We start from the raw sequence: 26,539 nt of genomic DNA on the forward strand, positions 1-26,539 counted from the left end.
GACCGAGGTCACGCTCCATGGCTTCCACCAGATTCTTCAGGACGTGCCAGTCGAGGGACGGGCTTCGCCCGACCCGTTGGGCGGTCCAAAACCTGCTGAGCCTGGGGTGCCCCCAGGGTGATGCCACGCGCATATTCCTTCGAGCGGTCCCGAGCAACAAACTTCACTTGCGGGTGTCGTGCCAGCCAGTCAGCGACAGTTTCCACTTTGCGGCCTGGGAGGAGATCAACGGGCTGACCGGCAAGGAGATCCACAATGATCGTGCCATACGAGAAGCCGCGCCTGAAGGCAAAGTCATCCACGCCTATTGCTTCTGGTACAAGACGTGGCGCGACTTCCAAAGCGTGTAGGCTACGCAGGAGACGATCCGGTGTGACCCGAAGCGCCAGATGCCGGGCAAGCCGAGCTCCAGCTACTCCGCCCACGCTGAGGGCCAGCGTACGGAGCAGCTGCTGGACCCGCGTGGTGACTCGGCCGTAGGAAGCGACGAGGTCGGGGAAGCGTTCTGCGAAGGTGCGTTTGGGGCAGGCGGCATTGCGGCAGCGGAATCGCCGGGAGCGGAGTTGGAGGATGACTTCCTGACCGAAGCAGGCGAGGTCCCGGACAGTGCGGAGGGCGCGGTCGTGAATACTCCCGGTCTCCGTCTCACAGGCCGGGCAGGTCACACTGGAGCGTCCACTGCCCAGGGCCAGAAGCGACTGCCCGTCAAGGGTGCGTGAAGCAGTGATTTCAAGTGCCAAATCAGCAGGAAAGGCTTGCTGGAGCGCATTCGGTATGGTCACTCGGGCAGTGAAGCGTCAGTGCATTCTCCATACCGTGCCCAAACGCCTGTTCTGCTGGTTGCCTGAATCCTTCCCGTAAAGCGCGGGAGACCCTAAATTCTGAACACCTCCGCTTCAAGCAATCCTGCTGAACTTGAAGATCAAAAGCTTCACAGCGCCACCAGCCACGCCTCATCGCACGCAACGGCTGTTGTCGCACGAACTGCCGAACCGTCTCAGAACTGGACACCTCTCGTCACCTCCGGCAACTTCACCCACCCTGAACACACCACAGAGGACCTGACCACGGTTGACCATCCCTCGTCACGCCTGCGCGTCATCCCACCCGTTATTACGACGATGAGCTGATCCAGCTGGCTGCTGCCATGCGCCATGTCACCCGGCAGTCCCTGCTGAGCAAGGAACTCCGGGATCTGGTACTGGACTTATCAACTTCCCTCGAAGACGCGTTGAAGCTGGTCAACGAGAAGCGAGGAACGAACGCCGGCTGGATGACCATTCTGATCCGCACAGAGTTGCAGCAGTTACGGACAGCTGAAGAGCCTTCCGGATCCTGACCGGTGCATCGGGAACGTTTCCCGTTCGCATCAGTACCCTACCTGTGTCATCCGCCGTTCAGCCTGCCCCATTCCGGTGAGCGTGTTCTCACGGGCCTGCAACGAGTTCCGCGACCCAGCGCTCCAGTTGCTCGACCTGTTGCTCGAGTAGCTGTGTGGAGTGCCGACTGAGGCTCAGCAAGTATGACCCCTGGAGTCCCGCGAGGAAATGCAATGCGAGCTTCTCACTGTCTTCTCTTCCCAGCGCCCGGAACTGAAGCTCCAGCCAGGACAGTTGCAGTCCCAGCAGGTTTGCCGCGGAACTCGCGGCGCTGCTCGAGATCTTCTCGAGCTCCAGCATCAGGGCGGCGTAGGGACAGCCATGGCGGGCCCGCTGTTCCTTGGTGGCAAGGCTTCCTTGCAAGAACGCCAGGAGGCGCCTTCTGGGGTCGCGCTCGGCGTTGAAGCGGCTGAGGTCATCCAGGATGTCCTTGCCGTGCGCGGCGATGACCGCCTCGGTCAGCGCGTCCTTGGTTTTGAAGTGGTAGTAGAGGTTCCCGGAGGGCACGTCGGCAGTCAGGGCGACTTGCGCGAGGGTCGTGCTTTGCACGCCCTGCTGGGTGTACAGGGTTTTCGCCGCCTGAATGAGGCGCTCGCGCTTGTCGGTGCGCCGCATGTCACCTTGTCTGGGTGCCTTCACGTGCTCAGCCTGGCCTTCCTGGTGGCGCTTGGTGGGATAAATGGCGAAGGGGTAGGCGTGTACAGGTAAGTATCCCTTGTCGGGGCGTACGGACTGCCAGAGGAAGAAAGAACCCCACCCTTCACGAGGAGGGGCGGGGCTTGTGCTACGTCCTTGGAGCCAAGGGACGGGCTGCTGGGCGCTGGGGGCTCAGATTATTACGAGTCGCCGTCGGTTTCTTCGTCTTCGCCGTCGTCGCCGTCATCGCCGTCGTCGCCGCCGTCGCCGTCATCGCCTTCGTCGTCGCCGTCGTCCTCGTCGTCATCGGAGTCGACGGTCTTGTCAAAGTCAACGTCGACGTCAATGCTCACGTCTTCGTCTGCGTCGACGTGGCCGTCAGCGTCGCCGCCTTCGCCGCCGTCACCGCCGTGGGCTTCGCCGCCGTTGGCGTGTCCGCTGTTGTCGGAGTCACTGTCTTCTTCGCCTTCGTCATCGCCTTCGTCATCACCGGAGCCGGTGGTGCCACCGTTGCCGCCAGTGGCGTTGCCGCCGTTACCGCCGTTGCCAGCGTGGACTTGTTGCATGATGGACTTCATCCACTCGGCGCCCATCAAGCTGCCGGTGCTGCTGGCGTTGCCGCTGGTGTCGGTGCTGCCGTCGTCCGTTTCGATGTCTTTGTCGATGTCGATGTCGACGTCTACGTCAAGGTTCTTGTTGGAGTCGACGCGGCCGTTGGCGTCGCCGCCCTTACCGCCGTTTCCGCCGTGGGCTTCGCCGCCGTTGGCATGTCCGCCGTTGTCGGCGGTGCCGCCGTTGCCGCCGGTGGCGTCACCGCCGTTGCCGCCGTGTCCGGCTTTGACTTCCTGAACGATGCCTTTCATCCAGTTGCTGGACGTGTCGGTGTTCGTTTGGGCGAAGGCGGTGGTGGCGCCGGCGAGGCTGAGGGCGAGGAAGGAAGCCAGGATGCGTGCTTTGGGTTGTTTCATGGTGATGTCTCCAGTTCGGTGATTAAGAAAAAAAGCGTAGGGTTATTGTTGAACCGTCTTTTGTTCTTAGTCCAAACGGTCCTCCTTTGTATCGACTTGCGTTCGACGCTTTCTTGCTTCTCTGCGTCTCTTGTGTCAAGTATTGGCGTGTAATTTATTACAGGGATGATAATCCTCAGTCTTTTTGATCATGAAGTAGTTAGTAACTCAACTTAATCGGGAGTGACAGCATCGAAGCATTTGCATCACTCAAGCATCGCTAGCAGCGGCAGACAAATTATGAAAGACAGAATTGTTTTATTGCTAGCACTAACGCGGCGTAGCAGGCACCTATAAGACCAGAACAATCCCACCAAACAAAAGAATGAGCGAAACGCCGCACATTCTTTCATCCCGGCCATCAACAAGAAAATCAATACTCATATAAGAAACTCGCAACAAGCGAGTGGCAAAAAAGGAAGGGCCGACGCAGCACCAGCAGGAAGCGAGGAACCGGAATGAGCGTACGAACACGAGCGATCACCCAGACACTCAACACGGTCATCTCCACCGCACCCCACCACCAGGACCGGGACGCACTGAACAAAGCCAGGGAACTGCTCGCCCTCGTTCACACGCTCCCCAGCTCCCGCTGGAATGCTGTCCTGCAAGAGGCCGAGCGCCTTCTGGAAGAACTGCACGCCCACGAACCATCAAAGCCCATCCGGCGCCGCACTCAACATCATCTGGCGCGTGAAGTGCGGAGGCACGTATGAGACACCTACGGCAAACCCTGACCGTGCTCTTGATCGTCACCCTCACACCAGGCGCCATCGCACAGACGAACAAGACATCCACGGCGAGCGTGCCACCCAGAACCTGGGAGGGGACCCTCACCAACGACGGTAATACCACCTTTCATACCAAAATGCGGGTGACGTTCGTGCAGCACCGGAACAGCCTGACGGGCGAGCTGTACGGCTACGACCAGAAAACCAACCGGTATCTGCGCGTCGGACCGATCAAGGGCTCAGTCAATGGCACCACTGCGAGCTGGGTGCTGGTGACGGCCGACGGCCATGGAACCATGGCCATCAACGGAAGCTTCAATGGCAAGACTTTCCGCGGGCGTCACACCACGGCCATCACTGGATCCGGCGTCGCCAAAGGCAACGTGGCCCTGTCCAGCGTGGGCGTCAGCAGTACACCGCCCAAGCCGTCGGCAGCAGATGCCAGGACCAACCCTGGCAATCGGGAATCACGTGAGAGAACACCGCAAGTCGCGACGAGCGCAAAACAGGCGGCTCCAGCAGCGCCTCCGTCAACACAGGCCAGGCCCTCCAGACGCTCGTCGACGAATGCGGCCGTGACTCGGCGTCAAGACGCGGCGCTCAGGAACAAGCCGTCCCCAATGAGTACCAGAAAGATGGCCACACCAGCCTTACCCCCCAAAGCAACCACGGCGGCCCGGAGTGGCAGCCGGGCAACAAACGTCCCCTTCACATCAGAAACTTCAAAGGCAAGCGTCAGCAGCGACCCCGCCAGGCCCTCAAGGGTAACAACCCCAGCAAAAGCTGGGGCTCGGGATTCAAAGGTGAATTCCTCGCGGGTCGTCAGCAGAGCGAAACAGGCGAACCGGAAAGCGTCTTCCTCATCACCAGCCAGCTCAGCCAAAGGTGCCACCCCGCACAGGGCGCTCGTACAAACTCCAGCGGCATTCAAGGCAACCCCATCACTCACGACAACCACGAAGACCCAGCCACGGATAACGACACCAGCCGAAGTGATCAAAACGCAAACGACAGCACGGCGTGAAAGCGAAGCAACGGGTGCGCTGAAGGCGCCCATCCGTTCGCAGGCAAGTGTCCGGCCTGCTCCCCAGCAATACAAGGCACGCGCGGAGTCAATCCCGGTGAGCGAGTCAATACAACGGGCGCGAGCGTCTGATCAGCGGGTGCAGGGCGTATTGCAGGGCCGACTTGGCGCGAGTCGGCCTTAAGACGCCGTCTGCGCTCTGACTTACCGCAACACGTTGGCCTTTGTTTAGTCATTCCACATGGATCCACATGGAGTTAGACAACTACCTTAAAACACAGGACGATCGTCGGTGTGCTGTACAATTTCAAAGTAGCATTGCTCGCAGTGCTAGCAATTAAAGACGGGTTGACTTTCATTTGACGCACACTTCACGCTTTATGCCTCTCACTCGAAAATAGACGCGTCGCATAGTACAAGTGAGACATGAAAAACATCATGTACCTGACCGCGCTTACCGTCACCCTCGCTGCGTGCGGAAACCAGGCCAGCCCAACCAATCCCCCGGCCGCCAGCCCCCCCGCCGTCACGAACGTCGCCGGCACCTGGGAAGGCACCCTGACCAACGACGCGAGCACCACCTTCAACGCCAAACTGCGCGTCATGTTCACGCAAAACCAGAACACCCTCAGCGGAGAGCTGCAGGGCTACGACGAAAAAACCAAGCAATACAACCGGGTCGGACCCATTACCGGCACCATTAACGGCAACACCGCCCAATGGACCCTCACCACCCCCGACGGCAGCGGCAAAATGGACATCAACGGCACGTTCAACGGCAACACCTTCAACGGACGCCACACCACCGCCATCAGCGGTTCCGGCAGTGCCAAAGGCAACGTCACCCTCACCAAAATGACCGCCAGCAGCCACCATTCAACCATCACCACGCAATCGTTCACCGACAGCTTCACCAGCCTCTTCAAGTAATCCAAGCACGAATACCAACGCCATGACGGGCGCTCAAGCGCTCCTCCCCCACAACTAACCAGCCATCCACTTCAACGTCCACCAACCTGGCTTGCCAGGGCATCAGTGGACGCCTGTTTTTACCGTCCCAATGCCAGGCTCGGCCGGCCGAATCGCAAGATGATGCGCCCAGATTCACGCCGTTCCGCCAAGGAGAGAAAACATATGAAACCCTCATTGCTTCGGCCCACGTCGACCGCACTGCTCGGCGCTTCCCTCCTCGTTGCTTGCGGCGCCCCCGGTGCGGTGGGACCGGCTGTCACCACGCTCAGCAGGACGGTGGCCATGCCCGGTGACACCGTCACCCTCACCGGCGTCAACCTCGGCACAAACGGCACCGTCCTGCTCGGCGGAACGACGGCCAGCGTCACGAGCTACACCAACACCAGCGTGACCTTCACAGTTCCCCAAAACGCACGCTGGGCTCACAACGACCTGCAACTCATCACCAACGGGAAAAGCATCACCGCCCCCATGAAACTGTTTGTCGGGCAGGCCATTAATCCCTCCGCGACCACCACCACCGACGTTCAAACCGCCCTCAACGCCCTTCCGGCAGGCGCGGCGCTCCTGCTGGGCCCCAAAGCGTACACGGCCACCAGCGCGCCCCTGTACCTGAACAACCGCAGCCTCTACGGCCAGGGGCAGGACCAAACGAGCGTGAACGGCGACGTCTACCTGCACGCCACCGAACGGAATGTCGTCACGGTCGGGTCCCTCACCCTGACGGGCGACAATTACTACCTGGTCAACGCCGTCAAGGACAGCCCCGCGAGCCTCTCGGCCCTCAGCACGCAACTCTCGCGCGAACGCCAGAATCGCTTTGAGCGGCGCAGGAACCCGCGTTTCACCCTGCCCGCACCCTCGACCGTGCAGTCCCTCGCGCCGGAGGGCCACGACGTCGGCGCGAGCCGCGACCAGTCCCGGCGAGTCAGACCGCACGCACGCGCAGCGGACGTCACGGCACACCGCATCCGCCGAGCCCCGGTAGTCAACGCGGCCGCCCTGAACCAGAATGGCCCGAGCGGCTTCCACTTCCTTGACGTGAGCATCAAGGAGATGAACGCCAGACGCGGGTACCTGGAGAACAACGCGTCCCTCTCCTCTGTCACCGTCACCGACTCCACCATCGAACTGAACGACTACATCAGCCTCGGTGAATCCGGGAATGACCTCACCGTCAAGAACAGCACCCTCAAAAGCCAGGGTGGGCCCGCCAGTGGAGTGGACCTCGAAGCGGGCAGCGGGAACGTCACCATTCACGGCAGCGCCATTTACTCCAGCATGTGGCTCAACGCGTACTCCGAGAGCGGGAACGTCACCATCCAGGACAGCGCGCTGCACAACAGCGCCGCGAACAGCGTCACCTGCCAGACGACACCCGCGTGCTACAGCCTCACGGACGTGGGCAGCAACACCGGCCAGGTCACCATCACGGGCAGCAAGGTGAACGCCACCGACGGTGACAGCAATGACGGGAAACCCACGAACGCCTTCGTGTTCATCGGATCGATCCGCAATCTCACCACCATCGAGAACAACGGGCTCATTCACTCCACCGCGAACCTGCAACTCTACAGTGACAGCAGCAAGACCGAAACTTCCAGCGCACAGCGGGGCAACGATCAGCTGGTGGTGCGCAACAACCAGGAAATCTCCGCAGGAGATGGCGCGGCCAGTCCCGCCAGCCTGCCCGCGTACCTGGGAATCTACAGTCACACTGGCGACGTGACCGTGAGTGGCAACGCGAAGTTGACGTCCAGCAACGGCATGCAGGTGTACACCAAATTCGGGCACGTCAGAATAAACGGTAATCCGGATGTGCGCGTGGATTCCGCCTCAGCCGAGACGGACGCGGGATTCCTGCACGTGTTCACCAGCGGCAACACCCGTGGCGTGTTCAACGACGTCACCTTCAGCGGGAATACCGTGAAGGCGGACGACCAGGTCATCCTCGACGCGGACAACGGCAACGTGACGCTCAGCGCGAACGCCGTGAGCGTGATCGGCAACAGTCACCCGAAATTACAGGTGTACTGCCGGGAAGCGCGGACCTGCACCGTCACGGACAACACCTTGACGGCGAACGCGACAAACGCTTCGACCACCAGCCGCATCGACCTGTTCTTCGATCACTACAGCACCACGGCGGCCAGGCAGAACCATACCGTCACGGGGAACAGCTTCCTGACCCTCGGCTCGGGGTCCTCGTACTTCTACGGCGCGTTCGGCTGGGGTGACGCGACGCTGGGCGCGAACACCTTCAGGAGTTCCGGGAAGGTATACGTGGACGCGTACCAAGCCACGGTGACCGCCACGGACAACACCTTCAACGTATTTGATGGAATGACTGGCCCGAGTGGGAGTGGGTTGAGCCTGGCCGCGTACAAGGGCACGGACGCTGCGCCGAGTGTCATCAACTTTGGCGCGAACACCCTCACGAACGTGGGCAGTGGCGGGGTCAGCAAACACAAGGCGGACGGCGGCCGGAACGACCGCGTCAATGTCGGCGCGAACACTGGCATGCAGTGACCGTCAAGCAACAGGAAGGCCGGAGCAATCCGGCCTTCCTGTTGTGCCGTTCGTATTGGCCCGTCACTTTGGTCGCCGTGGTGACCCCCTGGGAGGTACGTCACGTTCTCCGAATCGCGCTCCTACAACCGCAACCTGCTGCTTCACAACCGGGCGGAACAGTCAATGGCCAGACCAAGACGCCGCTCGCTGCCCTCAGGGTGCAGGGCCGGACAACAGCGTGCGCGTACCCCGTGGCGGTGTCCAGGGCGCGTAAACGAACAAACCGTTCGGTAAGGACCGCGGGTCTCCTGAACTCGAGCAGGAGTCCAGGTTCTTCACCCTGACCCGCGTTCCGTCGAGCGTGAACGTCACACCCCCGACACGACGTGGATGGGTGCGGACGCTGGCCGAACGGGTTGAATGCCATGACGCCCGCCAGGTGGATCAGGCGCTCCGGCTCACTACTCAAACATGAGAGAATCTCGTCAAATCCAAAGATGAAGACTTATTAATCTTTCTGACAGGCATCCCAGGTGGGTCGAATCGCGTGAACACAGCATATTCAGCGAATTCTTAAGATGGCCTTGAAATCGGGGGTCAGTAGATTACCTGGGGAACATGAGTTTTCCGTTTTCTGACTGGAGATGCGAAAAGCTGCAAATACTTTTAATTTTTGTTTAAGTGATGCTTTGTGCAGCCGGAAAGCTGGAGATGTCCTGACCTGGCTGTCACCATATCTGCCTTCTTCCCCGAGATTTATCCATTCAGACTTGCGCGGCAGCAGTCACGCTGTGCGCTGAGGAGAACCCATGTCAAATTCATTGCGCCCCACCCTGACGTTGATCGGCCTGACTGCCTTACTTGCCAGCTGCGGTACCAGCAGCCAGGCGCCTGCATCTCCGTCTGGCACCACTGCACCATCCGTGATCGGCGCCCTGGCGCTGCCGAGTGACGCGCACCCCATACAAGCGACCAGCGCCAGCAGCAGCAACGGTGACCACGCGGTGACCAGCAACGCCTGGGATGATCAGCTCAGCACCTGGTGGGGCGCCGACGGACTCGGAGAGTGGGTCCGCTTTGACCTTGGCAGCGAGAAAACCGTCGATGCCCTGTCCCTCGCCTGGTACCGTGGCGACCAGCGCACCGCCCGCTTTGACATCGAGCTTTCCAGAGACGGCGAAACCTGGAGCAAAGCCAGCGACAACACCAGCAGCAGTGGCCGCAGCCTTGACCTGGAGCGCTACAACATCAACGACCAGAAAGCCCGCTACGTTCGCGTCGTCAATCACGGCAACAGCGAAAACAGCGCGATTGGCATTACCGAAGTGGTCGTACACAGCGCCAGCAGCAACGGTGACGACAAGGGCAGAGACGACACCCCCAGCTCGAGCGGCCAGACGTACTACGTCGACTGCGACAACGGCAACGACAGCGACAATGGCAAAACCAGTGGTGAGGCATGGGCCAGCCTGCACAAAGTCAACCGCAGCGACCTTGATCCTGGCGACCGGTTGCTGCTGAAACGTGGCTGCAGCTGGGCGGGACCACTGAACGCCCACTGGAGCGGGAAAAGTGACGCCCGGATCGTCATCGACGCTTACGGCAGCGGAAACCTGCCGCTGATCCGCAATGGCCTGCCAGGCGCGATCACCATTCGCGGTTCGTACAAGACCATTCAGAACGTGCGCGTCACGGCCGACAAACCCGACTCGCGGGACACAGGACGCTGCAACGGTCCGGTCGGCTGGACCGTCGGATTCTCGTTCACGTCGGGAAGCCACCATAACACCGTGCAGAACAGCCAGGCTTCGGGTCTCACTGCAGGTGTGCATCTCGAAGACGGCGCGACCAGCAACCGCGTTCTGCGCAACCGACTGACCGACAATACCGTGATGAGCAAGAACAACAACGACAACGGCAACAACGACAGCGGCGCGTGGGGTGTGCTGATCAACGGCGACAACAACGAGGTGGCCTACAACTACTTCGAAGGCAACACGGCCTGCAGCGAGGATTACGGGGTGGAAGGTGCGTCCCTGGAGCTGTATTACGCCAAGCGCAACTACTTTCACCACAACACCAGCATCAACGACACCACCTTCGCGGAGCTGGGCGGCTCACGTGACAACCGCAGCGAGTACAACCGCTTCGAGTACAACGTATACGCTCCCCTGGACACGAACGGGCGCGGCGAAGCGCTGGTTGTGCGTGGCAGCGAAAGCAAGTGGGGCAGCAACCCCGGCACGGTGTTCAACAACAACACGGTCTTCAACAGCAACCTGGGCGTATTTTGCGGTGACGGCTGCAACGAAGGCATCCTGACGTTGAAGGACAACATCATTGTCACCAGGCGGAACGCCAGCAAGGACACCGTGTGGACGGACGGCCCGATCAATGAAAGCGGCAACGTCTACTACCAGCTGGACGGCGAACGCAAGGTCACCATCAACGGGAAACGGATGAGCAGCTCCTCGATCTGGAGCGATCCCAGGATGCAAGAGCCCTGGGACCGTAAGTTCGAGTTGCGGTCGGACGCTCCAAAGCGGCTGGCGGGCGCTTTGCCCCTGCCCTGAGGCAGCCGTTCATCGCATTGATCGGAAAGTCACCCATGATCCGAAATGGGCCATCGTCTTAAAGCGGTTGTCGTGATGATTGAGGGATGCGAGGGTACTCATTGGACTTGCGGGAGCGAATCGTGGCGGCGCACGAAGCAGGACAACCTGCAGCGCAAGTAGCGGAGATGTTCGGGGTGGGAGAAGCGACGGTATGGCGCTCCCTACACCCACACCGACGGGGCGAGTCGCGCATAGGACGCAGCTCGCCCGGCAAACCTCACCTGATGAAGCCGGAGCAACATGAGTTGTTCCGCCGTCAGGTGGAACAGCATCCCGACCGGACCCTGCAGGAACACGCAGACTTATAGGTCGAGCGGACCGGGGTGCGGGTGAGTTTCAAAACCATGGACCGGATGTTGGAACGTGTTGGCATCACGGGAAAAAAAGACCGTCCGCGCCTGCCGGCAGCAGGAACAGGAGCGCCAAGCCTTTCTTGAAGCCACCGCTGGACATTTGAGCAGAGTGTTCAACGCGTACGTCGCGGTAGGGAAACAGCTGGTTCCACTTCAGTCTTGGCGGTCCTCGAGGTACTCGGTGAGGAGCCGCTCGATCAGCTCGCCGACAGTGATGCCTTCCAGCGCCGCCTGAGAAGCCGCAAGCCGTTTGAGCATTTTCGGCAAACGCACGTTCAGCTGGTCGCGCGGTTGCTGCATTCGTCCCTCGCCACGTCCGACCGTGCGGAGCGTGGTGTCTGTCCCGTCCGGCAGGTGATTTCGCAGTTTTGGAGGCTGAAATTCACGCTCGGGGGGCTCAACTTGTGGTGGCACTTCTCTATAAGGAAGTGAAGCGAAGTGCTGGGTTTCGTCTTTGGTCATCACACCACCTTGAGCGCCCTGCGTGTGGAGGTGGCTGGCACGGTGAAGGGCGCGTGTTGTTCAATGAGGTCATTCGTGAAGATCACGAGGCAGGGCACATAAGGTCCAGAAAACGATTGTCTCTGGGCGAGCGTTGCTGGGGGTTATCTGCGCGGACCAAGCGTGTTGCTTTGCGGGTTGCATGGGTCGCTGGTGGGCTGCGAATCACCTTTGACGGTCACGGAGCTGCCAGTGCCGCCTTTGCCTCCCCGACCGGCAGTACCATCAGCGCCTCTGTTTCCGACAGCTGAACGCCCATTCTGACCTTGAGCCGCTTTGCCATCACGGCCATCGCGACCTTTGCACACCACGATATTCACCACATGATTTCCGATCGGGCCACGGGGCTGCGTGTGATCGTCCTTTCGCCCAAGTGCGGAATGGTCGTGGTGCACCTGGCGCTGAACCGTGCAGCTGGGCTCAGGGAAGGTGAGCGGAGCCAATGCCAGGCAGATGATGGTCATCGTGAGCTCGATCATCTTCGTCGCCTTTCGCGGGTCGCGGGTCTGCGCCGGAGCCGCTCAACAGGAGGCACCCGGCTCAATGCCCCGTCACCTGGCGCTACTTGCCGCCGTGACCGCCAGTCGCGTTGCCGCCATTTCCGCCGCTGCCGGACATGATGTGCTGGATGAAATTGCGGGCTGAGCCTGTGAACGAAGCGCTCGCGTCTCCACCGGCGCCGCCTTCACCGCCGTGCGCTTCGCCACCGTTGGCGTCTCCACCATTGTTGGTCGTGCCACCGTTGCCGCCGGTGGCGTCGCCACCGTTCCCACCGTTGCCGCCGGTGACGATCTGGAGTACGTTGCGCGCGTCGCCGTGATAGGTTGCGTTCGCGTCTCCACCGGCGCCGCCTTCACCGCCGTGCGCTTCGCCGCCGTTGGCGTCTCCACCGTTGTTGGTCGTGCCACCGTTGCCGCCGGTGGCGTCGCCACCGTTCCCACCGTCGCCAGCGCAGGCGATCTGCATGATGTTGCGTGTTGGGCCATGGTACGAGGCTCTGGCGTACCCTGCTGGACCGCCGTCGCCGGCCGTGGCGTCTGCGCCATTGGCGTTTCCACTGTCGGTGACTCCGCCATTTCCGCCGGTGGCGTTGCCGCCGTGGCCGCCGTTACCGGAGCAGACGATCTGGACGACGTTGCCGCCCCGTTCCACGGTCATGACCGAGGTGGATGCGGCGGCGAGCGGTGCGAGCAGAGCGAGGGTGAGCAGGGGCAGGAATGAACGGGTGATCGAGCGCTTCATTGAATCTCCTCCTGTCGAACGGTGGGGCCGGGGCGCCCGGGTGGGGCACGTTGTGGTATTCGTGCACGCGAGAAGGAAGTTATTCCCTCTTTAGTGTTCATCATAGTCAAGTCAGGTCTTTTGTTTATAAGTGTGCGATGTTGTATTATTCACGTCCGAAGTTCATAATAAAACATGATTTCAATTGGGGAGCCATCCCCAATTGAAATCATGCAGATCATCATTTTACGGACACTAATGCTATAGACTCGAGGTGTATCCGCACCAGACCCCGCCGGAACCCCAGCAGGTCAGTCGGCTGACTTATCCAAGAGTAGTTCCCACCAGAATGATGATTATCCCTCCGGCGTAAACGCACCTTCACGACCAAGCCCCCTCGTGGAGGCGACCACACAAACACAGCGAGCACCTTATTTCACCGACAAAGCGGAGAGGTCCCGAAGTGTGGTCGTGAAAGTTCGCAGCAGGATCAGGGCGTCGGAGCATGAAGCGGGTACTGGCAAGGAAGAACCATTTTAGGAGCGCTCCACCAACCAACGTCCAGACAGAACGCGAGAGCCGGGCTCCCCTCACGAGGACAAACGATCTTCAGCGCCTACTTGCACCAGCGCTTCACCCACTCTTTCAGACCGTGCTGGCAGCCCTGATCGGCCCACACCCGCTCAAGACGGGTAAGGCGCCGCTTGGCGTAGGCCAGCAGCAATGTCCCGCCGCTGCCATCCTGAATGTGAGCACTTGTGACCACGACGGCCAGCGCCAAGCCAAGGGTATCGACCAACACAGACCGTTTACGTCCACTGGTCTCTCTTGCGGCGTCTGCATCCCTGGGCACTGCGTGCGGAGCGCAGCGAACGGTCTGGGCGTCAAGCTGGGCCGCACTCGCCTCGGGTCTCGGTGTATGGCCTCACGGGTTTGACGCAGGCGCACGCTGTTCATGGCTTTCCAGCGACCATCACGTTCGAAGCGGCGGAGGCAGGCATAGACGATCTACCACTGGGAAGTGGTGGGTCGGGGAAGGGCACCGGGCAAGGACACAAACTGCTTCGTGGCCTGCGCTGCCCAAGACAGGGACAGCCGTTGGCCGGAGCGCAGAAGACCGCGCGCATCACCTTGTGAAGGTCGACATTGCGAGGTCATCCACCCGGCGCCGCCGGCAACAACGGGTCGAGGCGTCTAAACGGCCATCTTGTCAGGTCACTGTGGTACCGCTCGCGATTCGCCCCTCAAATGCTGTTCTGCGGGCGTCTCTTGACCGAACCAGTTCACAAACACGCACTGAGTTTCTCCGTCGCCTTCACCCTTCAACGAGTTCGGGTTCAGGGGCAGGCAGGTTGCGGACACGCTCGCGCAGTCGCGTCAACTGCCGAGCGAACGTGTCCGGGTCACGCGTGGCGCTCGACACCGCGTAGGCTCCTTGAATGCCCGCGAACAGCTCCTCCGCCAGCACGGCAGGATCCTCAACTGGCAAGGCTTGGAGTTGCCGCTCGAGCCACCCCTGGTACACGCGGACGCACTCAGCGGCCAAAGCCGCGACCGGGCTGCCGATCTTGTGCAGGTCCAATGACAGCGTCACCACCGGGCACCCGTACTGCACGGCAAGTTCGGCCTGCCCGGCGCAGGCGTCCAGGTAAGCCGTGATCCGCTCTCGTGGGTCGGGATTCACCTCAAACGACTGTAAGGCCGCGGTGAGGCAGCTTTCGGTGTCCGTGACAACGGCGAGCGCCAGGTCGTCCTTGGTGGGAAAGTAATAGTACACGTTGCCGAGCGGAACGCCGGCCTCCTGGGCGATGACCTTGAGGGTGCTTTGTGCGGCGCCCAGCTGGTAGTAGGAGCGGCGGGCGGCGCGGATCAGCCGGTCACGTTTCCCGACAGGTTCGGTGGTGATGTTGGTGTTCATGCGAAACCTCGGAGATAGCGCAAGGAGAGTGAAGGGCTGTTCAGGTGAGGCACTTATTACTGAGTATAGGGCGTCCTACCCTGCGCTCAGTCAGCCAACTGAAGATCAACCCTAGACCAGCACCACGCCGCCTCCCTCGACTTGACAGGAAGAAAGGACCCGTTATGAATTTCGAACTCCTGCCCGCCCTGCTCGCCGGACTGATCGCCGGGGCCATCATGGAAGGCCCCGTCTATCTCCAGAAAGCCCTGGGGCTGCCGGTCAAACAGAACATCCTGCGCACCTGGGGCCAGAACCTGCTCGGCATCAAGGGAGGAGCGGGGTACGTCGCCGGCTTCCTCTTCCACGAACTCATCGCGCTTGTCGCGGCCGTGCTGTACGCGCTGTTCTTCGACCTTGTCGGCGCGCAGCATCACCTCTGGCTGTGGGGACTCCTCGGCGGCCTGATCCACTACCTGATTGCCGGACCGGTCGTCGCGAAGATCCCTTCCCTCGATCCCAGTACCGGGCGAATCGGCGCGCAGGGCTTTGCCTACAAGAACTACGGCGCGCTGGATGTCGTGACCTCCTTCATGGGGCACCTGATCTTCGGTCTCTCCACCGCCATCCTCTACGCACTGTTCCACTCAATGGGCGGCTGACCCTCGGGGCGGCGAACGTAAGCGCAAGCTGGAATCGCGCGTCCCTCAACGGCACCCGCAGGCGTCATCAGCAGCGTGAATGTCACCCTACGAACACCGCGTCCACCCTTGAAGCGATCGCCTTTTGGGGCCCTCGACCCTGGGGGATCCACTGAGGTTCAAGTGCCCGATGACCCCGACAATCCGCCCGGCGAGCCGCGACAAGCGCGAGAAGAAGCCATTGAAAGCCGGGAACTGCAATGGATTTTTATCGTCATGGTGGTGCTGATGCTTCTGGGAGGCACCGCATGGTGGCTGATCAGCGCGTGAAGGAGCGAGGTCAGGCATGACCGGGTGCGTGAAGCAGTTCCTGACGCCCTTCACCCTTCGGCATTGGTTTGACGATGGCGCAGTTTATCGCCGGGTTGGCGTTTTCGTCGGATGCGCCGCTCAGCGCAGCGAAGCTGGGCATTCTGGGCGCGTCGGTGGTGCTTGGAAGGGGCCTGTGCGGCGGGAAGCGTGATGTGGCAGAGAGGAGAGTGGGTTGGTCTTTGGGTTGGCCGTGAGGTTTCTCACACAGTCAGTCAGTTGGCTAAGTGGGGTTTTACGCGAATGACACGAAACAACGAGTTTCGCTCCCTACAGTGAAATTCCGGACGTCAGAAGTCACAACACAACCCAGGACCCGTCATGCACAGTGACGCCACGGAGAAAGCGAAAGGTACACCATGAAATACCGAATGCTCTTGATCCTCTCGGCCCTCGCCTTTGGAGCGACCACCGCGCAAGCCACCGAATCATCCGAACCCGACATGAAGATGTGCATGAACATGGGGCACAAGATGGGGAACGGGCAGATGAAAGTGGAAGTCATGAACGCCAACGGGAAGACCATCTGCATTGCCAAGCCTGCCGAGATGAACCGTCAAGCCGGCAAGGGCGGCAACGGTGGCGGTGGTGGCGGTAACGGCGACGGTGGAAACGGCGACGACCGCAAGGACGACCGCAAGGATGACCGCAAGGATGACCGCAAGGACGACCGGGGCGGCAACGGCGGTGGCCAGGGCGGCCAGAACGGCAACAATAATGGTGGCAACCAGGGCGGCCAGAACGGGAACAACAACGGCGGTAAGAACGCCAAAGGCCGCTGACCTGCACTCCCAGCCCATTCAGTAAGCCATTAATTCAATTTTGAAAGAATACCCGGGTCTTCCCGGGTATTCTTTCCTTCTCACTCTTGACCCCACGGACGCTCCTCGATGAAAGGACCTACATCTGATGCCCTCCCTCAAGATTGCCGTTGTCATTTTCGAAGACATCAAACGCGACAGCGGTCGCGTATACCGCGCGCTCATCACTGCCGAAGAGCTGATCGAGGCGGGTGAGGACGTGACGGTGGTGTTCGACGGGAGCGGCACGGAAAGCCTCGCGGCCGTACTCGACCCTGACAGCCGGTTGCACACCCTGTTCGAGCGGATCCGTCCCCACGTGCGTGGTGCGTGCAAGCACTGCGCCCGGTCCCACAGGGTGGCGGACGTGACGGAAGCGGCAGGGATTGCGCTGCTGAGCGAGTACAAGCAGCACGCCAGCCTCCCGGCGCTGGTCCGTGAAGGGTACACCGTATTGACGTTCTGAAGCTGCGCACCAACGTTCCGGTCCTTGCAGCCTCAATGCCTGGAACCTCGGTGCCGGTGATGGTTGCCCCTGCGCCACACTGGAGGCCGAAGTGAAGCTGACCACTTCAAGCGCTGTAAACACCAGACCAAGGAGAAAACCATGACGAACTCCACTGACAACGACACCTTCCTGACCGGTCTGCCCAGCACGGAAGCCGAATGGCGTGAACGGCTCAGCCCCGAGCAGTTCCGCGTGCTCCGCCAGGCGGGCACGGAACGCGCCTTCACCGGCGAGTACGTCGACACTGACGAGGAAGGCAGCTACCACTGCGCCGCCTGTGGAAATCTGCTGTTCGACAGCAGCAGCAAGTACCACTCGGGGTGCGGCTGGCCGAGCTTCACCGAAGCCGTCGCGCCGAGCGCCGTGGAACTCCTCGAGGACCGTTCGCACGGCATGATCCGCACGGAAGTGCGCTGCGCCCGCTGCCACTCGCACCTCGGGCACGTCTTCGATGACGGCCCACGTGACCGCGGAGGCCAGCGGTACTGCATGAACAGCGTCGCGCTGAATCTCGAAGAACGCTGAATGGTGTGTAGCACACGGGCGTGAGTGGGCTCCCGACCACCCGTGCGGTTGTAGCAGCTCGACAACTCCACCGGAGCGACCTGGACGGCACCACAGAAGCAGGCGAGGAATTCTTATGAGTTCCTCGCCTGCTTCTGCCGTATTCGCGCAAGTTGGTAGAGGCCGCCTTGAGCGGCGCATGACTCAGCCCTGACTCCCCCTCGGTTCTCCCGGACATCCCCGGCGCCCGGGTTGAGGCGCCGGACGGGCAACTGCACGAGAGCCCGGACTGGTCGCGTCTCATCATGTTCGTCGTGCACGCAGAGGAGCCCCCGGACTCGGAGATTGAGGCGCACGTGCACTCCTGCTTCCTGCCAGGCTGCCTGCACTGATCGCTCCGGCGTCCATGAACAATGCCGGCAGGCCAGCCGGGCACATCCTCGCGGAAGCACTCCAGCTGAAGGTAGAGCGGCATGAAGGGAAGCTCCCTTGAAGTCCTCATCTTTCCTCCAGGCTGGCTGGTACAGTACCAGCCAAGGGGGCTTCTCGATGAAACACAACAAGTCCATGTCGTCCATGCCCACGGTTCTCCTCGGCGTCGTTATCGGCGCGGTGACCACCGCCAACGCCAAAGGGATCGCCAAGACCGCTGCGAAAGGCTTCATGGCCATCGAGGACGTGACCAGCCGTTGGACGGCCGGAATGCGTGAAGGCATGCGCGACGCTGTTGCTGAAGCCAAACACGAACGCGAGACTGCAGCCCGCTGGCGGGAACATCAGCTGCGCCAGATGTACGCTCAACAGACCGCGCACACAACCCCAGCTGATTCGGGCAATGACCGCTCGGCTGAACCGCAAGACCGTAATGGATGACCCGCAAAGCTCATGAGCGCAACTGACGGCCCGGCATTCAGGGTCATTTCCGCTCTTCCTGGTCGCGTCCGCGTGCAACTGATCCGTCACCGGGCTGAAAGTTCACGGCACCATCAGGAGCGGTTGCAGGTGACTGCCGAGCGCTTCAGCTCTATTGCGGGCGTACAAGAAAGCTCGCTTCAGACGGGCGCTCGCAGCATCCTCGTCCGGTATGACCCCGCACGGCAGGAGCTGGCGGCCGTACTGACAGAGATGACCAAGGTCCTCGAAGAGCGCCTTCCTGGAAGTGCGGGGCCTTCCAGCAGCCTTCCCGTCTCCAATCATGCGGAGCGCTGGTCCCCTCAGGCGAACATGCGGGTCATTCACTCGCTTCCCGGTCGGTTGCGCCTGCACATCGCCGCCCTGAGTGCCCGTTCCGCGCTGGCGGCCCAGCTTGACACTGCCCTGAAGGGCTTCAGGGGCGTGCAGACCGTTGAGGTGCAGCAGCGACAAGGTTTTCTGATCGTCGGCTATGACGCGTCCACGAGCGACGCACCCACCATCTTGAAGCTGGTCGAGCAGCTGCTGGTGCAACCCACGACATCTTCCCCTGCGGGTGAGGTGACTCATGCCCAATCGGCGCCCCCGACCAACACTCAGGGACTCAGAAGCTTACTGATTCCCACTGCGGCCATTGTGCTGGCCGTCACGGGCGGTTGGCCTGCCCTCGTGATGCGGGGAGTCATCATTGTGGCAGCGCTCCCGCTGGCGAGACGAGCCGTGAGGGGTGCGTCGGAATTGCGGCTCAACGTGGATCAGCTGGACCTGACGGCGCTGATCGTGCTCACCTGGCGGGGTGACTACCTGATTGTCGGCATCATGACCTGGCTGATGGCGCTGGGGGACGTCATCCGGTCGAAAACCATGGCGCGCGCCCGTCGGGAAGTCAGTCACCTGATATCAGTCGCCCATCAGCAAGCCTGGATCGAACGGGACGGGGCCGTGGTGTCCATCCCGGTGCATCTGCTCAGGCCGGGCGATACGGTGGTCGTGTATCCCGGTGATCAGATTCCCGTGGATGGGGTCATCACGCAAGGTGACGCCTTGGTGGACGAAAAAATGCTCAGTGGTGAAGCCAGACCACTCCATAAGTCAACTGGCGACCTGGTATTCGCGTTGACCATGATGGTTGACGGGCAGATTTCCGTGCAGGTGCAGCACATCGGAAAAGAGACACGGGCCGGCCGGATCGTGGAGTTGATCGAAAACGCTCCCTTGTCCGACACGCGCATCCAGAATTACGCTGCCAAAATCGGAGACCGGCTGGTCGGTCCGATTTTCGCTCTTGCGCTGGTGACCTATCTGCTGGGAGCAGATTCCTTGCGCGTTGCGGGTGTGCTGATTCTCGATTTTGCTTCTGGCATTCGCGTTTCCGCGCCGACGACCATCCTGAGCGCGATGACCGGCGCCGCCAAGCAAGGCCTGTTCATCAAAGGCGGCAAAGCGCTGGAAACCCTCGTGAAGGTCGACGCGGTGGTGTTCGACAAGACCGGAACGCTCACGCGCGGGGAGCCTGTCGTTCAGGCGGTGCATGCGCTTGATGCGGAGTGGACTGCCGATGAGGTCCTGCGTCTCACCGCCTGCGCCGAAGCGAACCTGAAGCATCCCGCGGCACACGCGATTGTCAAAGAAGCGCTCACGCGCGGACTGGTCATCACGCCACCCACGCAGATGGACTACAGCATGGGCTTGGGTGTACGGTCCATCGTCGGTGAACACACCTTGCAGGTGGGCAGTGAGCGCTACATGCAGCACTGTGGAATCGATATCTCGCACGCAGCGATTCTGACGGCAGAGAATCACATGTCGGCCAACTCCCTCGTTTTCATTGCAGTGGGCGAGCGTCTCGTCGGGCTGCTTTCCTACACCGACCCACGGCGCGAGGAGAGCGCAGAAGTAATTCAGGCGTTACTGGAACGCGGTGTCAAACGCATCGTGATGCTGACAGGCGATAACCAACGTTCGGCGCACGCCATCGCCAGGGGCACCGGCATCACCGACGTGATCGCCGAGGCGAGCCCTGAACAGAAAGCCGAGGTCATTCAGGCCTTGCGTGATGAGGGCTACACGGTCGCTTTCGTGGGTGACGGCATCAATGACGCGCCGGCCTTCACGCGCGCCAACGTCGCCATCTCGCTGCCTCAGGGGGCGGACGTGGCGAGGGAAGTGTCGGACGTGATCCTGCTGGACGGCGATTTACGCGGCCTGCCGCTGGCGCTGGACTTATCACGAGAGGCGATGCAGGTGTTGAAGCAGAACGTGAACATCGTCGTCTGGCCGACCGCACTTGGGATTGCCATGGCGGTGATGGGACGTACCACGCCGCTCATGTCGACCGTGATCAGTCACGGTACGACGATTGTTGCGGGACTGAACGGCTTACGTCCGCTCTTCCCGAAAAGCCAGCCGGTCCTCCCTTCAGCTTCCCCGCCAGGCGATGTCCCCTCGCGTGCTGGCAGGACAACGCGCAGCATGTAATCCGCTGCCCGGCTATCACTTGAGCGGCATTCCGGCTGCCATTCTGGTTCAGGCGCGAGCGCGGAGCAGATCACGAAGGTGAGAAACCCTGCGCGGGCATCACCGGGCCTTCCTGCCGATACCGGCCAGCGTGGCTCCGCGGCGGGCTCACCCGAACTCGGCCTCTCAGTGTCGGGCACCGCTTACGAAGGAGCCGCTGACCAGCTTGGCTCAGGACGCGCTGAGGTGCGCCGTCCGGCACACCTCAGCCCACACCCGCGTGAATTTTTGACGGCTGAAGGTGGACACAACAAAAGACTTCTTGACACGAGCTCTTATTCCCTGGAGGTATCCGCGGCCGCGTCAGGGGCTCCTGGCATGCCTCGAAACGCCGTAGTGTTCGGCGCAGGCTGGTCCAGCGCGAAGCGCCGTCTTGGGGAGTTGCCCGGTGCTGACGCCGACGTGGCTTTCAATCGCACGGACGGGACTCTGCTGACCCCGCCCAAGGTGACGAATCGATGAAAGCAAGAAAGCATCCGCTGAGCCGTACAGCCCGTATAACCCTACAGAGTTCGCCCTGTCCTGTCTCAGCGTACCGGCACTCGCAGATTCGACAGCCGACCAGCCTGCTCTGGCAGCCATGCCAGAGCGTGCCTTAGTGCAGATGGAGAGCCACATGACCCCAGCACACCCGCGTCGCAGCCAAGCGTCATGCGTTCAGACGAGGAGCCTGATGAATGCACTACTGCCGAGCTTCCCGTCTTTGGCGGCGTTCCTCTTCGGCTCATCCGCCTACGCGCACAAGTCCTGGTTCATCGACGCTGCGCCTTACCCACCGGGCTGGTCGTCATTCCTGCAGCCACTTCCGTTGACCATCACGGTCCTGGTGCTGCTCACCACCCTCGCCGCAGCCTGGCTTCAGCGCAGACGCGGCGGCAGAGGATTCTTACCCGGCCCGGCCGCATTTGGTGCCGAGCGTGTACAGCTCAGCCGACTGTACGGGCTGCTGCCCTTGCTGCTCGCCGTCCATGTGGCCATACCGTTACTGATCAACGGTATTCATACCCAGTTGTTCTCGCCGAATAACGATCTTCCCCCGAGCGTGCTGGGTCTTGTGCAGTTCAGCATCGCCCTGGCGTTCTTCTACGGACTCTTCACCCGCATCGCGGCCGTGGTGCTGGGCGCCCTGTGGTTGCTGGGCGTGCTGCTGCTCGGACTCCCCGCCATGCTTGAAAACAGCTTGTACCTTGGCGTCGCCGCCTTTTTCTTTCTGGCCGGACGGGGCCCCGTCTCGGTGGACCGGGTGATCCTCCCGAAGTCCGTTCCGACCGACGCCATGATGGTCAGGGCAGTGAGCGCCCTGCGGATCGGTACAGGGGTCAGCCTCATCGTCGTGGCCTTCACCGAGAAACTCGCCAACGCGCCTCTCGCCACGGCGTTCATCGAGAAGTTTCCGCTGAATTTCGTTTCGCAGGTCGGTATCCCGCTGCCGGACAATGTCTTTCTCGCGGGGGCGGGTGGGATGGAACTCCTCATCGGACTGTTTCTGGTGTTCAATATCTTCACCCGGGAGATCAGTGCGGTGGCCTGGCTGTTCTTCAACCTGACCCTGACCGTGTTCGACTCGACGGAACTCGTGAATCACCTGCCGTTCTTTGGGGTGATGGTGGTGTTGTTGATGTGGATGCCCGGTCAGGAAAGCCGCACGTTATGGGTCAGCGGACTTCGGAAGGAGGGCTTGCCTGCCAAACGTTCATAGGGATACACGGCGCTTCGTTCCGAGTGACCAGCGTGTGCTGGTCACTGATTCAGTGTTCTTGATCCACGCCCCACCAGGGCAGGTTCGCGTACGGGTAATGTGCATCATTTCCCGCTTTCAGCGCGGCGTAGAACTCGGGGAAGTTGTATCGCGGCTGATAACCGAGGATGTGCCTGGCTTTCTCAACGGACCAGTACACCTGACCCCATAAATTCAGCAGTTCGTCAATATTGTCGCCACGCTGCTCAACAAGCTGCGAAATGCCAGGGTAGCGTGACTCCATGAACTCCAGGGGATTCTGACGCCATCGCGCGAGTTCGTGCAGGTCGAAGGGCACCTGGGCCATGATGTTGACAGCCTCATAACCGATCGTGTCGTTCTGCAACCCGAGCAGGAACGCCTGGGCGACATCACGGTCATCCACCCCACCCTTCAGCAGCCGGAATCCGTAGCGCAAAAAGCCTTCCGGTACGAACATCCCCAGCCGGTAGGAAATCGTCTGGATGCCATGCTGGCGGTGATAGAACTTCGCGCTCTCCTCGCAGAGCACTTTGGTCAGTCCGTAGAAGTCTTTTGGCCGCGTGGGCAGGTCCTCCGTGACCACCGCGAAACCATCCTCGGAAACGGAAACACTTTCGCCGTAGACGCCCATGGTGCTGCACAAAAGGACTTTCTTGATGGCGTGTTCTCTTGCCGCTTCGTAGATGTGGTAGGTGCCTTCCACATTCAATTTCCAGAATTCATCCCTGGAATGGTTGGCCAGGTGAATGCCGTGAAAGGCGGCGGCATGCACGATGGCATCTGCCCCTTCAGCCGCCTGAAAGACGTCTGATCGACGCGTCGCGTCTCCCTGAATGAATTCATAGGGTGTGTCGATCGGACGGAAGTCCATCAGGATCGGGGTATGCCCGCTGTCCTTTAATGCTGGGCCGAGCACGCGTCCCAGGTTGCCGCCCGCGCCCGTGATCAGTACCTTCATTCGCTCAGCCCTCCTCTTGTGTCGTGGTCGGCCCAGCCAGGACCGGGTTGACATCAACTTCGGCAGTTCCCTTGATGGCCAGAGTCAGGGGGAATACGGCTATGACCCTCGTTTTCAGCCCAAGGGGCAAGGGAGGTTTCCGAGGGCCAGCAAGCAGCCTGGCAGGAAGGTGGAAACCACGATGCCTGAAAGAAACCACCCTCCCCAATTCAAATTCGACATCTTGCAGCAAGGCGCAGGTCAGGAGGATCTCGCTGCGCCCTGGAAGAAGGGCTGGATGACCTGCTGGCCGAAGCGCCGCATCTCCTCAAGTTGTGGAGAGAACTGAAGAAGCAGCAAGTCCAGGCCCACTGCCTCGTACTCACGAACGCGCTCGGCAATCTGCTCGGGTGTCCCGATGAGGCCAGCGCGCAGTCCACGATTCGATACGCTGTACTCTTCAAGGCTGACATGGCTTTCCAGCTGGCTTCCCTGCACGAAGTCCTGGTACGATGCGTAAGCCTGGGGGCTGGAGTGGACGTTGGTGATCCGCGTCAGCTCTGCCTGGGCTTCCTCGGGTGTATCACGGCAGATCACGTATCCGGCCATTCCGAACCGCAACGGTGGTTCGCCGGCATCGGTGCGTTTCGCGCGCATATCAGCGATTTTGCCCGCGATGACTTCCGGCGAGTCGCCGTGCATGACATATGCATCGGCTACCTGCGAGATCAGCTGTTTGGCGCGGGGCGACTCGCCTCCCATGTACACGGGAACTTTCGCGGCGGGCTTGGGTTCCATCCGGGTTCCGTGTAACTGGTAGTGCGCGCCTTCGTGCTGCACCATCGGCTCGGTCAGCAAGCGTGACAGCACGGACAGCCATTCTTCACTGCGGGCGTAGCGCGCGTCATGCTGATCGAAGGGCATACCGTACTGACGGGCTTCTTCGGCCCACCAGCTCGACACCACATTCAGGCTCACCCGCCCCGGCGCGATGGTTTCCAGTGTCGAAATGGCTTTCGCGGTCAAGGCAGGAGCGTGGTAGTTGGGCCGGACGGCCAGCATCAGTTCCAGACGTTCCGTTACGGCGGCCACCGCAGGCGCCAGGGTCCAGGCATCCAGGCTGGGTGCCTGGGGTCCTTTGATATCGTTGAGGTTCAGCTCCGCGATCAGGCTCAGGTCGAAACCGACCCGCTCAGATTCCTGCACCAGCGCCTTCAGGTAACTCCAGTCGATGCTCATGCCTTCGTCGGAGACATTCCGTAACCAACCGCCGAAAATCGGCATCCAGTATCCGAATCTCATACCTTGTTTCTCCTTTGCGCTAGCAGGCGCAGGCGTACAGGAAACCGAACAGCTCACCCTTAAGGACGTCATAGAACGGTGCGGGGTCGTCGGGATCAAGAATTCCGTCCACCAGCGTGCCGCCTGCCGGGCGCTGTCCGCTGATGAGGTCGAGCCACTCCTCGCGTGTCACGTGCTCCTCGGGAATGACGCCGCTTCGTTCACGCACGAGTTTCACGTAATCGCGCAGGAAGGTCCAGCGGATGCCGTCCTGCTGCTGAGGCGCGTCGAATGGAGCACCAATCGCGTCCTGGTACGCCAGCAGCGGCAGGTCGATGCCGCTCGCGATGGGCAGGCCGATCCACTTCCAGCTGCGGGTGTTCACGTCCAGGAGCAGCTGCTTGCCCGTGTTTGGGTCCAGCACAAACTCGATCTCACTGATGCCGTGAAAGCCGAGCGCCTGCAGGACCTGCACGCCGCGCTGCGCGATGTCGGGCACCCAGCGGGAGTCGGCCAGGCAGGACGTACCGAAGGTGGGCGGGTACTGTTCGAGCTTGCGGCCCACGAACACGCCACGCGGTTCACTGTTCGCGTCCAGGTAACTGCACACGCTGTAAAACCCGCCGGGTGGCGTGTCGATGATGCGCTGCGCGACCAACCGGAGATTCTGGCTGGCGGCTTCACGGACGCGTGCACGGAATTCCTCTGGGGTATTCACGACGAACACCTTGGCTTTGAAGGCTTCGTAGAAGGCGCGTGATTCATCGGGTTTCAGGATCACCGGGTACGGCACTTGTGCGATGGTGCGTTCCAGGACATCAGACTGTCCTGCAGCGAGTTCCGTGAGTGACGCCTGGTCGAGGTACCAGCTTTGCGGGATAGGAATGCCGAGGGTTTCGGCCTGACGGTACAGGGCTGTCTTGGTGAGGGCGGTGTCGATGACATCCTGCCCGCTGAACGGCACACGGTAGAAACGTTCCAGCTGGCCCTTGTGCCGGGCAACTGCGAACACCCAGTCGTCGTTGGTGGGAAACAGGACTGGGCGCTCCTGGAAGTGCGGACCGATATCCATCAGGAAGTCCGTGAAGGCTTCTCCACCGTCATCCACGTCAGGGCAAAGGGCCAGGGCGCTGAGGTACTTGCTGTGCTGGCCGAGGCCGCCGCCCTCCCGGTCCAGGGCCAGGATGGGAACGCCCTGGCGGCCGAGGCTGCGGGCAATGGCGAGCGCAGTGATATGGGTGTTGAACGTGAGCGCTGCCGGACGGCCTTGCTCGTTCAGACTGCGGATGGCGTCCAGCAGGTGTTGGCGTTCGGTAATCAAGAGGCTCCCATCAGCGGCGAGCGCCGAAGACGCTGCCGGGTGGCACGGTCACATAGAGGTTGCTCGGGGCGGGGGAATCACCACGCCGGTGTTCAGTATGCCGAAATTGAGTCACGCAGTTTATCCTCCTCACGCAAGGCAACGGCAAGGAGGACAAAAAAATCCCTTCCCGCTGATCGAGA

25 protein-coding genes and 1 pseudogene are annotated in these 26,539 nt (G+C 61.2%); 15 read left to right on the top strand and 11 right to left on the bottom strand.

Annotated features, from left to right (window positions below; all coding sequences use genetic code 11):
* Positions 1 to 8: 8 nt before the first annotated feature.
* Entirely contained in the window at positions 9 to 782 is a 774-nt protein-coding gene (locus tag DEIPE_RS25670) for an ISL3 family transposase (protein WP_083865925.1), read from the bottom strand.
* A 365-nt stretch (positions 783 to 1,147) separates the two neighbouring features.
* Between DEIPE_RS25670 and DEIPE_RS20890 the strand changes: the two genes are divergently transcribed.
* Entirely contained in the window at positions 1,148 to 1,339 is a 192-nt protein-coding gene (locus DEIPE_RS20890; protein WP_015231525.1) for a hypothetical protein, read from the top strand.
* Positions 1,340 to 1,427: 88 nt separating this feature from the next.
* On the opposite strand, the gene DEIPE_RS20895 is transcribed toward DEIPE_RS20890, so the two are convergent.
* Both DEIPE_RS20895 and DEIPE_RS22820 read right to left on the bottom strand, forming a co-directional pair.
* The gene (locus DEIPE_RS20895; protein WP_052326869.1) at positions 1,428 to 2,018 is read right to left on the bottom strand and encodes a TetR/AcrR family transcriptional regulator; all 591 of its coding nucleotides are present in this window, start codon (positions 2,016 to 2,018) and stop codon (positions 1,428 to 1,430) included.
* A 197-nt stretch (positions 2,019 to 2,215) separates the two neighbouring features.
* Positions 2,216 to 2,983: a hypothetical protein gene (locus DEIPE_RS22820; RefSeq protein ID WP_015231527.1), complete on the bottom strand. Its 768-nt coding sequence runs from the start codon at positions 2,981 to 2,983 to the stop codon at positions 2,216 to 2,218.
* A gap of 497 nt (positions 2,984 to 3,480) precedes the next feature.
* Between DEIPE_RS22820 and DEIPE_RS20905 the strand changes: the two genes are divergently transcribed.
* Positions 3,481 to 3,738 carry a hypothetical protein gene (locus DEIPE_RS20905; protein WP_015231528.1) on the top strand — a complete coding sequence of 86 codons (258 nt, stop codon included), beginning with the start codon at positions 3,481 to 3,483 and terminating at the stop codon, positions 3,736 to 3,738.
* A 601-nt stretch (positions 3,739 to 4,339) separates the two neighbouring features.
* Here the strand turns inward: DEIPE_RS20905 and DEIPE_RS24295 are convergent.
* Positions 4,340 to 4,636: a hypothetical protein gene (locus DEIPE_RS24295; protein WP_041231840.1), complete on the bottom strand. Its 297-nt coding sequence runs from the start codon at positions 4,634 to 4,636 to the stop codon at positions 4,340 to 4,342.
* A 567-nt stretch (positions 4,637 to 5,203) separates the two neighbouring features.
* On the opposite strand from DEIPE_RS24295, the gene DEIPE_RS20915 reads away from it, so the two are divergent.
* The 4 genes from DEIPE_RS20915 (at position 5,204) to DEIPE_RS25675 (ending at position 11,183) form a co-directional block, all read left to right on the top strand.
* Complete coding sequence (locus DEIPE_RS20915) at positions 5,204 to 5,707, top strand: hypothetical protein (protein WP_015231530.1); 504 nt, start codon at positions 5,204 to 5,206, stop codon at positions 5,705 to 5,707.
* A 204-nt stretch (positions 5,708 to 5,911) separates the two neighbouring features.
* A complete protein-coding gene (locus DEIPE_RS20920; protein WP_015231531.1) occupies positions 5,912 to 8,278 on the top strand; it encodes an IPT/TIG domain-containing protein in 2,367 nt (788 codons plus the stop codon).
* 791 nt (positions 8,279 to 9,069) lie between these two features.
* Positions 9,070 to 10,833, top strand: coding sequence for a discoidin domain-containing protein (locus DEIPE_RS20925; RefSeq protein WP_015231532.1), 1,764 nt, complete (start codon positions 9,070 to 9,072; stop codon positions 10,831 to 10,833).
* 86 nt (positions 10,834 to 10,919) lie between these two features.
* Positions 10,920 to 11,183, top strand: coding sequence for an IS630 transposase-related protein (locus tag DEIPE_RS25675; RefSeq protein ID WP_083865926.1), 264 nt, complete (start codon positions 10,920 to 10,922; stop codon positions 11,181 to 11,183).
* Positions 11,184 to 11,381: 198 nt separating this feature from the next.
* On the opposite strand, the gene DEIPE_RS20930 is transcribed toward DEIPE_RS25675, so the two are convergent.
* From DEIPE_RS20930 to DEIPE_RS20950, 4 genes and pseudogenes are all read right to left on the bottom strand, one after another.
* On the bottom strand, positions 11,382 to 11,690 hold the full coding sequence (locus tag DEIPE_RS20930) for a hypothetical protein (RefSeq protein ID WP_015231533.1): 309 nt from the start codon (positions 11,688 to 11,690) through the stop codon (positions 11,382 to 11,384).
* 600 nt (positions 11,691 to 12,290) lie between these two features.
* Complete coding sequence (locus DEIPE_RS24635) at positions 12,291 to 12,971, bottom strand: hypothetical protein (protein WP_015231534.1); 681 nt, start codon at positions 12,969 to 12,971, stop codon at positions 12,291 to 12,293.
* 595 nt (positions 12,972 to 13,566) lie between these two features.
* Positions 13,567 to 13,827: pseudogene (locus DEIPE_RS22825) on the bottom strand (transposase); the annotation flags it as partial.
* Positions 13,828 to 14,265: 438 nt separating this feature from the next.
* Entirely contained in the window at positions 14,266 to 14,868 is a 603-nt protein-coding gene (locus tag DEIPE_RS20950; RefSeq protein ID WP_015231535.1) for a TetR/AcrR family transcriptional regulator, read from the bottom strand.
* 164 nt (positions 14,869 to 15,032) lie between these two features.
* Here DEIPE_RS20950 and DEIPE_RS20955 point away from each other — a divergent pair, with 164 nt between their 5' ends.
* From DEIPE_RS20955 to DEIPE_RS20985, 9 genes are all read left to right on the top strand, one after another.
* A complete protein-coding gene (locus DEIPE_RS20955) occupies positions 15,033 to 15,509 on the top strand; it encodes a hypothetical protein (protein WP_015231536.1) in 477 nt (158 codons plus the stop codon).
* A gap of 162 nt (positions 15,510 to 15,671) precedes the next feature.
* Positions 15,672 to 15,818 carry a hypothetical protein gene (locus DEIPE_RS24300; RefSeq protein WP_015231537.1) on the top strand — a complete coding sequence of 49 codons (147 nt, stop codon included), beginning with the start codon at positions 15,672 to 15,674 and terminating at the stop codon, positions 15,816 to 15,818.
* A gap of 68 nt (positions 15,819 to 15,886) precedes the next feature.
* Positions 15,887 to 16,054, top strand: a complete 168-nt coding sequence (locus tag DEIPE_RS24305; protein WP_425387753.1) for a hypothetical protein — start codon at positions 15,887 to 15,889, stop codon at positions 16,052 to 16,054.
* 162 nt (positions 16,055 to 16,216) lie between these two features.
* Positions 16,217 to 16,639: a hypothetical protein gene (locus tag DEIPE_RS20960; protein WP_015231538.1), complete on the top strand. Its 423-nt coding sequence runs from the start codon at positions 16,217 to 16,219 to the stop codon at positions 16,637 to 16,639.
* A gap of 127 nt (positions 16,640 to 16,766) precedes the next feature.
* On the top strand, positions 16,767 to 17,123 hold the full coding sequence (locus tag DEIPE_RS20965) for a hypothetical protein (RefSeq protein ID WP_015231539.1): 357 nt from the start codon (positions 16,767 to 16,769) through the stop codon (positions 17,121 to 17,123).
* 141 nt (positions 17,124 to 17,264) lie between these two features.
* Positions 17,265 to 17,690 carry a peptide-methionine (R)-S-oxide reductase MsrB gene (msrB, locus tag DEIPE_RS20970; RefSeq protein WP_015231540.1) on the top strand — a complete coding sequence of 142 codons (426 nt, stop codon included), beginning with the start codon at positions 17,265 to 17,267 and terminating at the stop codon, positions 17,688 to 17,690.
* A gap of 528 nt (positions 17,691 to 18,218) precedes the next feature.
* Entirely contained in the window at positions 18,219 to 18,542 is a 324-nt protein-coding gene (locus DEIPE_RS20975; RefSeq protein ID WP_015231542.1) for a hypothetical protein, read from the top strand.
* Between the two features lie 12 nt (positions 18,543 to 18,554).
* The gene (locus tag DEIPE_RS20980) at positions 18,555 to 21,059 is read left to right on the top strand and encodes a heavy metal translocating P-type ATPase (RefSeq protein WP_157449131.1); all 2,505 of its coding nucleotides are present in this window, start codon (positions 18,555 to 18,557) and stop codon (positions 21,057 to 21,059) included.
* A 712-nt stretch (positions 21,060 to 21,771) separates the two neighbouring features.
* Positions 21,772 to 22,797: a hypothetical protein gene (locus DEIPE_RS20985; RefSeq protein ID WP_015231544.1), complete on the top strand. Its 1,026-nt coding sequence runs from the start codon at positions 21,772 to 21,774 to the stop codon at positions 22,795 to 22,797.
* A 49-nt stretch (positions 22,798 to 22,846) separates the two neighbouring features.
* Here DEIPE_RS20985 and DEIPE_RS20990 read toward each other — a convergent pair whose 3' ends face one another.
* The 3 genes from DEIPE_RS20990 to DEIPE_RS21000 form a co-directional block, all read right to left on the bottom strand.
* Positions 22,847 to 23,776 (bottom strand): NAD-dependent epimerase/dehydratase family protein, encoded by a 930-nt coding sequence (locus DEIPE_RS20990; RefSeq protein ID WP_015231545.1) that lies wholly within the window; start codon positions 23,774 to 23,776, stop codon positions 22,847 to 22,849.
* 240 nt (positions 23,777 to 24,016) lie between these two features.
* Positions 24,017 to 25,057, bottom strand: coding sequence for an LLM class flavin-dependent oxidoreductase (locus tag DEIPE_RS20995; RefSeq protein ID WP_015231546.1), 1,041 nt, complete (start codon positions 25,055 to 25,057; stop codon positions 24,017 to 24,019).
* A 19-nt stretch (positions 25,058 to 25,076) separates the two neighbouring features.
* On the bottom strand, positions 25,077 to 26,357 hold the full coding sequence (locus tag DEIPE_RS21000; protein WP_015231547.1) for a carboxylate--amine ligase: 1,281 nt from the start codon (positions 26,355 to 26,357) through the stop codon (positions 25,077 to 25,079).
* Between the last annotated feature and the right edge of the window lie 182 nt (positions 26,358 to 26,539).

The organism is Deinococcus peraridilitoris DSM 19664 (genome assembly GCF_000317835.1).
Classification (GTDB): domain Bacteria; phylum Deinococcota; class Deinococci; order Deinococcales; family Deinococcaceae; genus Deinococcus_A; species Deinococcus_A peraridilitoris.